The following is a 13,534-nucleotide window of genomic DNA, read 5'->3' on the forward strand; positions in this document are numbered from 1 at the left end:
AAATTAAACATAAAATTACAGATAAGCAAGATAAGAACAATAAATTGTCAATTTTTGAGGGAGTGTAAGACGGTCTATTCCTAAAATATGGAAATAAAGGATAATATTGAGGACGTATAAAACGGTGCAAACGTTACTTTACACGGTCTACAGACTGTATTTGCGGCTTTTTATGACCCCAACGTGATCGGTTTGGCACCGCCAAACCCCCCTGCTTTTGGGGGCACGATTCCCTTATCCCGCTTCAATTCTGCCTTTCCCCTCTTGCGAGCTTGAGGCAGAAAATAGGATGCAAACTTTCCGGACGGACGAGAAAAGAATGAAAGGAGACGAGAAGAATGGCCGACGTAAAAATTCGGGGACTGACAGATGAGACGGTGAAACTGCTGGACACTTTAGCTCATAGACGTCATCGATCACGTGAAGAATTTTTAAGAGAACTCTTAACCCGGATCGCTTATGAAAATGCAAGCGAGCAAAATCGGAAATTCTACGATGCCGTACTCGACCGAACGCTAAAAACGATCGAGATGAATACGCGTGCGCTGTCCGCATTGCTTCAGTCTGGTGCGGTCTCTCATGTGTTCGTTAACGAGGACGGGCGGGTGAAGGGGGAACGGGAATGAGCAAGCAGAAACAGAAGATCGAGACGCTCGACCTGTTTGAGATCAGCGGTGTCCCGATCGAAGAGATGCCGCTCAAAAAACGAAAGACGGTTCGTGCATGCGAAGTGGAGGAAGCGGAGGCCTTTACTGCAAAAGAAGTGATCGCTATACGGAAAGAGATGAAACTATCGCAGGAGACTTTCGCCCGGTTGCTGGGCGTAAAACGGCCGTCGCTTTCACATTGGGAACATGGGGATCGCGACGTACCAGATATGATTTGTCGGCTCCTTGTGATTCTACGTGACGACCCTGATTATTTTTTCCAGAGGGGTGTCATTCACGAAATTAAATAGCTAAGTACACGAAAGGGAAGCCGAAAAGGCTTCCTTTTTTACATACCAAAGGAGGTGGTTGTTAGATTTTTTTGAGGTCGAAAAGCAGTCCTGGATTCAGGGGAGAAAGGAGTGTAGAAAATGTCGCTGGACGGAAATTAGATATCTAAATTTTTGACCACTCTGCTCAAAAAGCTAACTCGGAGAAAAAACGGGTGCTGAGGGAACATCCGTAAAAGAAGGAGCATTCAAAATGAAAAAGTTTAGGCTCTGGCAAACGCAGATCCAAGTTTATGGCGAGCATGCGCTGGGTCATTTGCTCATTGCTGAAAAAGACATTGAACCTCAATATGTTCTTGGAGAACAAGCTTGGCTGTTTCCTGAAATTGATGTGACGAAAGTCAATACAGAAAAGTTGGGTGAAGCCTATCAGCGATTTAAAAGTCAACAAATTGAGTATGACTTGATTGATAAATTACATGAGTTTTTTGAGACGCAAGGTTATCCGGCTGTTGAGCCGGAATCAGCGCCAGCATATATGGAAAAGGAAACATCGGATCAGCTGGTCTTTGATGCAGCCAACGATACTTTTTTTGCCCTCTCTGATGCAGAAATTGTAGAGACTTACCGACAATTTGATAGTGGAAGAAATGAAGAAATCATTGAACGCCCCCCTGATTTTGCAGAAGAAATTGTAGAGGTCAGTGATGACTTCGTGAACCTAGATGAATGGAATGGAAGCGACTGGCAAACCGGTGGAGTAGGTGAACACGAACGGGCCTATAAAGTGTTGACTCGGAATGGACAACTTGCCGAAGATGAGGACTATTTATTGGAAAAATGGAGCCAATGGCAAGGGGAAGATACCCGGGGGAAAGTGCTCTCTCTTAACGAACTGAAGGTGCACCTGCTTGAACTCGACCGTGATGTCGACGCCAATGAGCGAGAACTGAAACAGCTGGCCTCTCCAGGTGAGGAGGAGTCGATTGATGAACCCAGCTGCTGAGGCTTTTTTCTCTGAAAGCGCACGGGCTCCGCCCGCTTAGCTCGAAGAAAAACGGGTGCTCAGGGAACATGAATGACGATTATTTCCCTTTCTTTTGTAAGTAAGCATCGATGTCACTTTTTAGGAAAACTTGAAATTGCGGCTGATCGATCAGCGGTTGAATTCGTTTCTCTTTAATATATTTTCTCAAAGTCGTTCGGGAAATCCCAAGGTAATGAGCAGCCCCTTCATAATTGATCAGTTCCTCCTGTAGCAGTGAGCGAAGGGCTGATTTTTTTTCTTGATCACTTTTTTCAGAATGAAAGAGTTCAATAAACGGATCCAAACGATTCGGCTCCCTTCGTCATTTTGTTTGATGATCAGATTTTAGCATACTTCATCCAGAAATACTACATTGCAAAGTAGTAAGTTTGATGCTAAACTGCGACTAAGGATTTCCTTTGGTCGTTATTTTATTCAAAGGGGATCTTCAAATGATATCTAAGATAGATGACTTAAGAAATACCTTTAAAGAACTTGCGAATATGGTGACCGCATCCCCAGAAAATTGGATGGAGTTTCTTAATTTTGCAAGTCGTTTTCAGAACTATTCATTTGATGTCGTTTTAATTGCCTATTCGCAGAATCGTGAGGTAACGGCGTTAGCGACATATGATCAGTGGGTCAGCTATGGCCGGCATGTGAAAAAACATGAACATGGTATTTGTGTGGCCAATGTGTTTGATGGTTCAAACCGCTTTTTCCATTTATTCGACCTGAAGCAAACGGTTGGAAAAGAAATTGAGATGAGAAATTGGATTCCGTCTCTCAAAACGAAGCAAAGATTGCTCAATCAATGGGGTGATCAGCACCTTAACCCACTATCGTTTCAAGAAGCAATTTATAAAGAAATCGCGAACCGAACCGAGAAACGTTATGATTCATTTCAAGCCCTTGTTCAGGAGAGTGTTTATCAATTTTGTTCCTTACGCCTTGGCGAACATCCAGAAATAGAGTTCGATGATTTGAGTGCCTTGATGGAATTAAATGATGCACGCTTAGTGAGTCATGCCGGGAATGCAATTATGAATATCTCTCGTGCACTTTTGAATGAAGTAGTAGAAATCATTGATCAGGAAAAACAGGAGGAAAAGGATAATGAAAGAAGAAACCTTTCAAGAAATGCGGGCGAAACGTCGTCCGATGACGTGGCAGGAAATTCACGATTCAATTCTGTACAAGGAGGGACCGGACGGGATGCTGTATCCAGATCTGAAGATGGACGACGACGGGAAAGTGATGGACCGGTGGGCACGTCTGGCCGAGCCTTACCTCAAGGCCAACGATCCAAGCCACTACAGTTACCTGACGCAGACGGGCCAGATCGTGACGTATCTGAACGAAGTGAGCGAGCGCTACCAGGAAGCGATCGATCGCTACTTCGACAAGCTGCTGAAAGCGAACCCGGCCCCGGTCGATCCGAACATCCTGATCGTGGCCCGGCACCGGAACAGCCTGATGGAACAGGCGCGGGAGCTGGCGACGGAGGAAGTGCTCAAAAATCTGCACTAAAGGAGGCCCCAAGCGGAATAGCAGAGGGCAGACGAACTGAATCAACGAAAGACGAAGCGGAAACCGGCTCGGAAAATGAGCAGGTTTCTTTTTTTGATCTGGATAACTTGGAAGTTGCCGCGGAAGAGCCCCCGAAGCAGGAGCGCGTAAAAAATCCAAAGCATCCCCTGATAGAAAAAACAAATGCAGCACCGGCGGAACAGAGCGCGGAAAAAGACCGGCCTGAGCCAAACGGAAGGGATTATTTTGGTCTAGACCGAGACTATTCAACTGGCGCGAAGAAAAAATTCCAGGATAACGTGGCGGCGATTCGGCTTTTAAAAACTGTTGAAAAAGAGGAACGTCCTTTGCGTACGGAGGAGCAGCGCGTGCTGGGGCGCTATGTGGGCTGGGGCGGCCTCGCCGCAGCCTTTGATCCTCGGAAAAAAGAATGGATCGGCGAATATCAAACACTAAAGGAGCTCTTGACGGATGAGGAATACCGCGCGGCACGCAGCTCAACGCTGACCAGCTACTACACCGATCCGGAACTGTGCGCCGCGATTTTTGAAGTGCTTGATCGCTGGGGCATCCGGCAGGGCCGGCTGCTCGATCCATCGATGGGAACCGGCAATTTTTTCTCCGCCCTTCCTGAAAAAATGCGCGGCATGGAACGATACGGCGTCGAAATTGATTCAATTACTGCGCGCATTTCGCGCGGGCTGTTTCCGGAATCTCATATCATGGCGCAGGGTTTTGAGACGGTTTCCTTTCAGAAAAACAGTTTTGACGCGATCGTCAGCAACATCCCTTTTAATGACATCCGGATTATGGACCCAGGTTACGATAAACGAGGCTTGCTCATCCATGATTATTTCTTCGAGAAATCTTTGGATCTTGTCAAACCTGGCGGGGTTGTCGCCTTTATCACTTCTCGCGGCACGCTGGACCGGCAAAGCAGTCAATTCCGGCAGAGCCTGGCTAATCGTGCGGCCCTAATTGGCGCGGTTCGGCTGCCCAATTCGGCGTTTCAAAGGATTGCAGGGACAAAAATCACGACAGATGTGATTTTTCTGCAGAAGCGCGCAAGCGCGGAAACAGTGGCGAGCCCAGAGTGGCAGTCCATTAAACCGTACCCGGAGAACCCGGATCTTTTGGTTAATGAGTATTTTGTCCGACATCCGGCCCAGCTCCTCGGCGAAATGAAGGAAACCAGCTGGATTGACGGCGAAACGTGCGTCGCGCGGCCAGGCGAGAAATTGATGCCGGCTTTCCGGCAAGCAACCGGCGACTGGCTTCCCTTCTGGCCGGTCAATCAGCCAGCCCCGGAACCCGTCTTTAGAAATACTGAAGCGAGTTCGGTGGAAAAAGAAACCGTCAGCCTGCCGGAGGGTACGCGGTTGTTCACGTATTTTACCGCTGTCGGAGAGCTGTACTATTATTCCTCAGACGGAGTGGAGGAGGTGCCACTTAAGGGGCAAAGCAAAGAGAAGCTCAAACAGCTCTGCGACGTACGCACGGCGCTGAACCGCGTTATTCAAATGCAGATGAGAGGCTACGCGGAAAGCGAATTTTCCGGCGCGCTGCTCACGCTCAATGAAGCCTATGACCGTTTTGTTACCCGTTTTGGCTACATCAGCCAACCGGAAAACAGCCGGTTGCTGGATCACGATGACCAGAAACAGCTACTACTGTCGATTGAAGTCAAAGACGACGAATCAGAAACCTATCATAAGGCCGACGTCTTTAGAAAAGCCACGATCCGGCCGGCGCTGCGCACGCTGCAGGCGGAAAGCGCGCGGGAGGCCCTGGTTCTGTCGCTCAATGAAAAGTTAAAAATTGACTTTAACTTCATCTGCCGGCTTTATCCGCACCCGTTGCCAGAGATCTTCGCCGAGCTGGAGGGAGAAATCTTTCTTGATCCGAAGCGGGTGCCGGAAGCTGCGCTTAAGTCTGATGAGCCGCTGGAAGGCTGGGTGACGCGTAGCGAGTATCTGTCAGGTGACGTTAAAACGAAGCTGGATCAGGCGCAAGCGGCGGCTGCCCGCTGGCCGGAACGTTTCTCGTCCAATATTTCAGCGCTTGAAACGGTGATCCCGGCCGACCTGAAACCGTCTGAGATTGATTACCGAATCGGGTCGACGTGGATTCCGGTTAAATATTATCAGGATTTCATGTATCAATTCCTGAAAACGCCCGAACCCTATCGCTTCGGCTGGGTATTTCGCGATCGGCCTGGCCGGGTTGATATTGACTATAACGAGTATATCGGGAAATACCGGATCATCGGCAAACATTTAGACGATTCCCTGCAGGTCACACAGGTCTTTGGGACGGGCCGGGTGAACGCCTATGAGCTTCTGGAGATGAGCCTGAACCTGCAGGACGTTACGATCCGGGACACGGTGATTGAAACCGTCAACGGCTTGGAACGGAAGCGATCTGTAGTGAACCCCAAGCAAACGATTCTGGCACGCAACAAGCAGCAGCAGATTCAGGAGCACTTCAAGCAGTGGCTGTTCAGCGATTCGGCGCGGGCGGACGATTTATTCCAGCTGTACAATGATCGCTTCAACCGGCTGGTCACGCGGTCGTATGACGGCAGCGCGCTTAAATTTCCGGGAATGAACGCGGAAATGAAACTGCGCCCGCATCAGGAAAACGTAGTCGCCCGGATCTTATACCAGCGGCGCGCGCTGATGGCGCATGAGGTCGGTGCAGGCAAAACGGCGGCTATGATCGCCGCGGGTATGTATCTGAAACGCGTCGGCGCAGTTCAGAAACCGATTTATGTGGTGCCCAATCACCTGACGGAGCAGTGGGCCAAAGAGTTCCTGCGCTTTTATCCGGCCGCAAACGTGCTCACGACCACAAAAAAAGACTTTGAGAAAGAGCATCGCAAGCAATTTATCGGCCGGATTGCGACCGGTAGTTACGACGCTGTGATCATTGGCCACTCTCAATTCGAGCGTATTCCTTTGAGCCAAAAGCGGCAAAAGGCGATGATGCAGCAGCAGATTGACGAAATTACAGAAGCCATGCAAGAGGTCAAGTCGGAGTCCGGGGACCAGTGGAGCATCAAGCAACTGGAGCGAGCGAAACGGAATCTGGAAGAGCGGCTGCAAAAACTAAGCGCCCGCGCGAAAAAGGACGATCTCCTAACCTTTGAACAGCTTGGCGTTGACTTCATGTTTGTCGATGAAGCCCATGTTTATAAAAATTTGTTTGCCTTTACGAAGATGCAGAACGTGGCCGGCGTCAATACGTCCAGCAGCCAGCGGGCGACCGATATGCTCCTGAAATGCCGCTACCTGCAGGAACAGCAGAAAGGCGCGGGGGTCGTGTTCGCGACAGGCACACCGATCAGCAACTCGATGTCCGAAATGTATACGATGATGAACTACCTGGAGCCGGACGTCTTGTCCAAGATGGGACTTGAGAAATTCGACAGCTGGGCTTCGACCTTTGGTGAGGTCGTGTCCTCACTTGAGATTACGCCAGAAGGTTCCGGTTATCGCATGAAATCGCGTTTTGCGAAGTTTCATAATCTTCCAGAGCTGATGACGGCGTTTAACCAGGTGGCCGATATTCAAACGGCGGATATGCTGGACCTGCCGGTGCCTAAAATCATGGAGGGTAAAGCGAAAGTCATTGTTACCGATCCGACGCCTTTTCAGAAACACATGATGGAGGACTTTGCCCAGCGGGCGGAAGCAATCCGCACGGGCGGCGTGGATCCGTCTCAGGACAACATGCTTAAAATCACCAATGAAGCGCGGCTGATGGCGATTGATCCGCGGCTCGTCAATCCGGCGATCGAAGACGATTCCCGTTCGAAACTCCATGCGGTCGTCGGCGGTGTTTATAAGCTCTGGGAGGAGACAAGGGACAAGCGGCTGACGCAGATGATTTTTGCGGATGCGGGGACGCCAAACGCTAAAAAGTTCAATGCCTATGATGAAATCAAGCGCCAGCTCATAGCGCGCGGGGTTCCGGCTGAAGAAATTGCTTTTGTGCATGATGCGAAAAATGATCGGCAGAGAGAAGAACTGTTTCGGAAGGTTCGGGCCGGGGATGTGCGAATTATTTTGGGCAGCACCGGGAAACTCGGCACCGGCACGAATGCGCAAACTCTGCTCATTGCGCTGCATCATGTTGACTGCCCGTGGCGGCCGTCAGATCTCACGCAGCGTGACGGCCGCGGCCTCCGGCAGGGTAATGAGAATGAAGGGGTCTGGATCTATCGCTACGTCACAAAAGGGACATTTGACAGCTATCTCTGGCAAATTCAGGAGCAAAAATTAAAGTATATTTCGCAGATTATGACCGGCAAAAGCATTTCCCGATCGTGCGCCGATCTGGATGAAACGGTGCTGTCGGCCGCTGAGGTTAAGGCACTTGCCACGAGTAATCCTCATTTGCTTGAAAAAATGGCACTGGATAATGAAATCGCGCGCCTGCAGCTGAGTCGAAACGAATGGCAGGACAGTCAACTGCGCATGAAAAAAAATCTGACTTCTCATTATCCAAATCAGCTGAAAGATCTGGAAAAAGAAAAGAGTAAATATAATAAAGACCAAAAAATCTCAGTGGCGGCTGAAGACTCGTTTCGTATTGTGATTATGGGAAAGTCTTATGATGAGCGCCAGGCTGCGATCGAGGCTCTTCAGGCTGCGATAAAGGGCTTCGATCTGGAGTTTGAAGAGACAACCTCTCTCGGGCAGTATCGTCATTTGCACCTACTTTATAAAAAGGGCTACTATGACAACAGTCTTTTATTAAAGGGGGAAAATTCCTATGAGACAAGCTATCAGCCGAAGTCTGGCATCGGCAACTTGATGCGCTTGCAACACTTAGTCGACGACATTCCCAAAGAAATCAGCCATGTGGTAAAGGATGAACAACGCTTACACGAACGTATCCAAGAGGCTAAAGAGCAGATAGGTCAACCCTTTGCGTATCAGGAACGTCTGGATGAGCTTCTGGCCAAGCAAGCAGAATTGAACCTTAAGCTGGAATTTGAAAATGCTCCACAGTCCTCTGAGGAAGCTGAAGAAGTAAAATACATTGAGGAAGAGGAACCACCGGAACCACAATGTTAGGCAAAGAAGGAGAAATGAACGTGAATATTGACCAATTTGAACAACAGCTCAATCAGGAACTTTCTGAAGCACGTGGAAAACAGTTTAGAAATGGGGAACAGGCAAGAGGCCGTTTGCAGAAAATCATTGATCGAGTGCTTGTCAGGCACTATAAGGAAATTGAACTTCTTCAGATACGTGGATTAATTGTTCGTTATGATATTTCCGTCCCTAGACTATGGGTTGCCAGTGTGCATAGTCAGAAAATGCAAGGAAATCAGATTGTTGACAAGCATTCATAATGTAAAAAACGCCCGCAAAAAGCGGGCATACATAGTAATCATTTTTAACAATTCTTGTTTAATTTCCATCGGTCACTTCAAAAAGGTCTTCTATTTTGCAGTCTAAAGCTTTGGCAATGAGAAATAAATGCTCATCTTTATGACTGATTTGAGAATCAAAGCGTGATATATAAGGTGCCTGTATATTGGCTTTAAGTGATAGCTCTTTTTGAGTCATCCCTTTTCGTTTCAATATTTCATGTAAAATTGGCTTGACAATCATAATAAACCTCCTTAATAATGCATTTAATTACATTTTAGTATTTAGCAATTTGATTGGCAACATCTTTACATACGAATTAGTAATTGGTATAATATAAATATACAATATAGTAAATAGTATATTGCAATTATAGGAGGCATTTCCCATGTTCACTCAGTTTGCAATTTGGTACTTTATAGTCCGTTCGTTTCTCACTATTTGTCTTTTTGGAGTTTTTTCAATAGCCTTTGTCATTTGGCTTTTTTGCCCGGAAAAACCACAAAAGAAAGGCAAGCATTGCTGAATTTATAAGAACATCCTTTCATGGGCTAATTTGATAAAAACGTGTTTGGAAGTCTCGGTTGATTGTGGAAAATAGGAACTTTATAAAAATCGTTTTTTGGGGAGGAATTCAATTGCCTATTAAGCAGCTTAATTTATTCAGGGAAATCATTGTAGACAACTTTGCCGGGGGCGGAGGGGCGAGTACAGGGATTGAACTGGCGACTGGCATTAATGTTGATATTGCCATCAACCATGATCCAGATGCAATCGCCATGCACAAAGCAAACCATCCAGATACGGAGCACTACTGCGAATCCGTTTGGAATGTAGATCCGAAAAGGGCATGTGCCGGTCGTCCAGTTGGTTTATGCTGGCTTTCTCCCGATTGTAAGCACTTCAGCAAGGCAAAAGGTGGTAAACCTGTTAATAAGAACATACGCGGATTAGCTTGGATTGCTATTAAGTGGGCAATATCGGTAAGGCCAAGAGTCATTATGTTGGAAAATGTCGAGGAATTTCAGACATGGGGACCACTGATGTTAGACTCAAAGAATCAGTGGGTGCCTGATTCATCAAAGAAGGGCCAGACTTTTAAATCTTTTTTAAAGGCGTTCAAATCACTGGGGTATCAAGTTGATTACAGAGAATTAAGAGCCTGCGATTATGGAGCACCCACAAATAGGAAACGATTTTTTCTCATCGCTCGTTGCGACGGCAGATCAATTACCTGGCCAAAGCCAACTAATGGAGATCCAAATAGCTTAGCCGTCAAAGCAGGAAAATTAAAACCATGGCGAACGGCCGCTGAAATAATCAATTGGTCGCTGTCATGTCCGAGCATATTTGAGCGTAAGCGCCCACTTGCAGAAAACACAATGAAGCGAATCGCACGGGGGATTAAAAAGTTTGTGGTCGATAATCCAGAACCTTTTATTGTTCATATCGGGCAACAGAAGTTTGAAGGAGATAGATTATCTTATTCAGTCAATCAACCGCTTACGGCAATTGTGTCAAAAGCAGAGCATTGTTTAGTAGCTCCTTTTTTAGCGCAATATCACAGTTACGAGAGCGACGGAGTACGTGGACAGGCGCTTGACCGTCCGCTTCTCACAGTTGATACATCCAACCGATATGCACTTACTGTTGCCTTTATGCAGAAATATTTTGCTGGTGGATACAAGGGATCGGGAGCAAGCGTAGATAAGCCCTTACCAACAGTGACAGCAGTGGATCACAATGCGTTGACTTGTGCCTATCTTACGAAATTTTACAGTACTTGTACCGGCAGTGACATGCGACAGCCGGTACCCACAATAACCGCAACGGGCCAGCATATCGGAGAGGTACAAGCGTTTCTGATTAAATACTACGGGAAAGGGACTGGACAGAGCCTTGAGAAGCCGCTTGGAACCGTGACATCGCACGATACGTTTGGATTGGTGAAAGTTTATGGACAAGATTATCAGATCGTCGATATCGGTATGCGAATGCTACAACCACGTGAATTGTTTGATGCACAGGGATTTCCTCACAATTACATAATCGATCACGATTGTACCGGAAAGACTTATCCGAAATCTAAACAGGTGGCAAGGTGTGGAAATGCAGTGCCCCCACAGTTTGTTGAAGCACTTGTGAGAACGAATATGCCGGAATTATGTGTTGCGAAGCATGAGTGGAAATTAGCAGTTGATCAAATTTAACAACCGGAGCGATTATTATGGGCTAAAGACGAACTGAAGGAGAGAAATCAAATTGACAAAAACCTATATAAAAGATGGAGTCGAATATACGGCCTCCAATCATCGCATGAGATATAATCCTGAATTCTGTGAAAATCACGGAAAGCCTTTTACGAAGGAAGATTTTATATACATGTGCTCCATGTGGAATGTTATGAAGAAAGCAGATATTGCCATGGCATTAGGTAGGACTCACAGTACTGTCCTATCGAAGGTCTATTATTTAAGAAAGGTTGGGTTGTTTGATCACTATAAAAGATTAGGTCAAATACGATAGGATTTATCTTAAAACGAGAAAGAGGGAGAAAGAGATTGAAAAAATTCATTGCCGTTATTGCCATTGTTTTTGTCCTTGCGGGGCTCGGCCTTGAAAAATTTGATCTTGGAGGAACAACGACTGCAGGTAATGCCTCCAGCAGTGCAAAAAAAGTTGCTGGCACTGTGACAAGTGGAATCCATCAGACAGTTTCTGGCATTGCCTCGGCTTTGCCGGGTCATCGCTCATCGCCAGCAGCTCCATCAAACCTTGAATCAGTGACGTATCGCTCCGGAAGCAGCGCTGTGATTACAGTGAACGGTAATCAATCCACGCTTAATCCGGCAGATTGGAAAGGGAACAAAGTTATCTATAGCAGCCTTGACCCACTCAACCGCACATCACAGCCGAACACAGGCTACCTTGAAGAACGAAACCTTGCTAAAGACACGTTGAGGGTCCGGCAGATTGTCAAGCCGACCGGCTGGCATCAGAAGTTTTCCGACGGTGAAGCGATCCTTAATCGTGGCCATTTAATCGCTTATTCCTTGTCAAAAGGGATTGCTTATACGGGGGCATATGAGCCGTCCTTGCAATCTGGTGATCAGAACAATCCCAAAAACTTGTTTACACAGACTGCTTTTTCAAATCAAGAAATTCAGACGATCTATGAAAGCAAAGTTCGCGACGCCTTAAAGCGGGGGAAAAAGGTCATCTATCAGGCACAGGCTATTTTCAGTGGAAATGATTTTATGGCGAAAGGAGTGCAATTACAGGCTATTTCAACAGATAGATCGTTAAATTTCAACGTGTTCATTTTCAACGTACAACCCGGTTTCCAATTTAATTATGCAGATGGTACATCTTGGGTGAACCGAAGCATGACCGTTCCAACACCAATAGGCGCACCACATTTTAGTAATTAAAAGAGCTGATTTTCTTGTCAATCTTAAATACTGATTGTTAAATATATAATTTTTCCCCAAAATCGGAGTAAATGAACTAATTCGCAGTTGAACAGTTAATAAGGCATTCGGCTATCTTGATAAAACATTTGACGAGGATGTAAGTTCGGAGCTCACGAAAAAAATAAATTTGTCAATGCTGATGCTAACCGCAGAGAAAGATAACATTAAATCTGAGGAATTCGCAAAATGGAGTGAGAATTTTACAGCGGCGTTAAAGGGGCATGGGAGCATCGCGACAAATTATAATGAATTTCGGGGCCAGGGAAGTGTTATAAAAGAAAAAGTTCTAGGACGTATCCAAGAAATGGAATCGCATTATAAAAAGTTTGTCGAATTTGATAAATCACTGAAAAAGGAGGCTTTTCATGAAAAATAAACGATTCGGATACATACGTGTCAGTACAAAAGATCAAAATGTCGATCGACAGCTAGAATCGATGCGTAAATTGGATATTGATGACCGGGATTTATTTATTGACAAACAGAGTGGTAAAAATTTTCAAAGGGAGCAGTACCAGCTGATGAAACGCATGCTTCGCCAAGGAGACGTCCTCTATATCCATACTCTGGACAGGTTTGGAAGAAATAAAACTGAAATCTTACAGGAATGGACCGATATTACAAAGCACATTCATGCCGATATTGTTGTACTGGATATGCCGCTGCTGGATACCACAAAATATAAAGACAGTCTGGGTTCCTTCATTGCCGATCTGGTTCTTCAAATTCTCTCCTGGACGGCCGAAAATGAATGAACAAAGATTCGGCAGAGTCAGCGTGAAGGGATAGACGCGGCCTTACGGAAGGGAGTTAAATTCGGGCGTCCAGAAGTTCGTATAACAGATGATTTCAAGACTGTGTACGAAAAGTGGAAGAACAAAGAAATCACTGCTGTTGAAGCCATGAGAGAATCAGATACTAAAAAAATGACTTTCTATAAACTTATTCGCAAAATGAAAGAAAAACAAGGTCTTTAGTCGATGAACTTACTACGTGGATTGCTTCTTAAATATTACATAAATTAAAATAATCAGTACGATATGCGTACTGATTATTTTAATTTATTATGTATCTAATGGTAAATCAAAATAATGGTAAATCAAAATAATGGTAAATCAAAATAACGGTAAATCAAAATAACGGTAAATCAAAATAATGGTAAATCAAAATAACGGTAAATCAAAAT

Annotated in this window: 11 protein-coding genes and 1 pseudogene; 10 read left to right on the forward strand and 2 right to left on the reverse strand. The window is 45.9% G+C overall.

Annotated elements, in window-relative coordinates; translation table 11 throughout:
- The first annotated feature begins 338 nt into the window (after positions 1–338).
- From Q6A92_RS09745 to Q6A92_RS09755, 3 genes are all read left to right on the forward strand, one after another.
- Positions 339–626, forward strand: coding sequence for a FitA-like ribbon-helix-helix domain-containing protein (locus tag Q6A92_RS09745; RefSeq protein WP_332237976.1), 288 nt, complete (start codon positions 339–341; stop codon positions 624–626).
- Positions 623–958, forward strand: a complete 336-nt coding sequence (locus Q6A92_RS09750) for a helix-turn-helix domain-containing protein (RefSeq protein ID WP_332237978.1) — start codon at positions 623–625, stop codon at positions 956–958. Before Q6A92_RS09745 ends, Q6A92_RS09750 begins: the two co-directional genes overlap by 4 nt.
- A gap of 232 nt (positions 959–1,190) precedes the next feature.
- On the forward strand, positions 1,191–1,943 hold the full coding sequence (locus Q6A92_RS09755) for a hypothetical protein (RefSeq protein ID WP_332237980.1): 753 nt from the start codon (positions 1,191–1,193) through the stop codon (positions 1,941–1,943).
- Between the two features lie 79 nt (positions 1,944–2,022).
- Here the strand turns inward: Q6A92_RS09755 and Q6A92_RS09760 are convergent, their stop codons facing one another.
- Positions 2,023–2,268 (reverse strand): helix-turn-helix domain-containing protein, encoded by a 246-nt coding sequence (locus Q6A92_RS09760; RefSeq protein ID WP_332237982.1) that lies wholly within the window; start codon positions 2,266–2,268, stop codon positions 2,023–2,025.
- A 953-nt stretch (positions 2,269–3,221) separates the two neighbouring features.
- On the opposite strand from Q6A92_RS09760, the gene Q6A92_RS20295 reads away from it, so the two are divergent.
- The 3 genes from Q6A92_RS20295 to Q6A92_RS09770 all read left to right on the forward strand — a co-directional run bounded on the left by Q6A92_RS20295 (position 3,222) and on the right by Q6A92_RS09770 (position 8,856).
- Complete coding sequence (locus Q6A92_RS20295) at positions 3,222–3,494, forward strand: TnpV protein (RefSeq protein ID WP_443029714.1); 273 nt, start codon at positions 3,222–3,224, stop codon at positions 3,492–3,494.
- A gap of 383 nt (positions 3,495–3,877) precedes the next feature.
- The gene (locus Q6A92_RS09765) at positions 3,878–8,575 is read left to right on the forward strand and encodes an SNF2-related protein (RefSeq protein ID WP_443029715.1); all 4,698 of its coding nucleotides are present in this window, start codon (positions 3,878–3,880) and stop codon (positions 8,573–8,575) included.
- Positions 8,576–8,595: 20 nt separating this feature from the next.
- On the forward strand, positions 8,596–8,856 hold the full coding sequence (locus tag Q6A92_RS09770) for a hypothetical protein (protein ID WP_332237984.1): 261 nt from the start codon (positions 8,596–8,598) through the stop codon (positions 8,854–8,856).
- A gap of 58 nt (positions 8,857–8,914) precedes the next feature.
- Here the strand turns inward: Q6A92_RS09770 and Q6A92_RS09775 are convergent, their stop codons facing one another.
- Entirely contained in the window at positions 8,915–9,118 is a 204-nt protein-coding gene (locus Q6A92_RS09775) for a helix-turn-helix domain-containing protein (protein WP_332237986.1), read from the reverse strand.
- 401 nt (positions 9,119–9,519) lie between these two features.
- On the opposite strand from Q6A92_RS09775, the gene Q6A92_RS09780 reads away from it, so the two are divergent.
- The 4 genes and pseudogenes from Q6A92_RS09780 (at position 9,520) to Q6A92_RS09795 (ending at position 13,325) form a co-directional block, all read left to right on the forward strand.
- Positions 9,520–11,085, forward strand: coding sequence for a DNA cytosine methyltransferase (locus tag Q6A92_RS09780; RefSeq protein WP_332237991.1), 1,566 nt, complete (start codon positions 9,520–9,522; stop codon positions 11,083–11,085).
- A gap of 351 nt (positions 11,086–11,436) precedes the next feature.
- Positions 11,437–12,306 carry a DNA/RNA non-specific endonuclease gene (locus Q6A92_RS09785; protein WP_332237987.1) on the forward strand — a complete coding sequence of 290 codons (870 nt, stop codon included), beginning with the start codon at positions 11,437–11,439 and terminating at the stop codon, positions 12,304–12,306.
- A gap of 175 nt (positions 12,307–12,481) precedes the next feature.
- The gene (locus tag Q6A92_RS09790) at positions 12,482–12,724 is read left to right on the forward strand and encodes a hypothetical protein (RefSeq protein ID WP_332237989.1); all 243 of its coding nucleotides are present in this window, start codon (positions 12,482–12,484) and stop codon (positions 12,722–12,724) included.
- Positions 12,714–13,325, forward strand: a pseudogene (locus Q6A92_RS09795) (recombinase family protein). Before Q6A92_RS09790 ends, Q6A92_RS09795 begins: the two are co-directional and overlap by 11 nt.
- Positions 13,326–13,534 lie beyond the last annotated feature (209 nt).

The organism is Sporolactobacillus sp. KGMB 08714, assembly GCF_036598985.1.
GTDB lineage: Bacteria > Bacillota > Bacilli > Bacillales > Sporolactobacillaceae > Sporolactobacillus.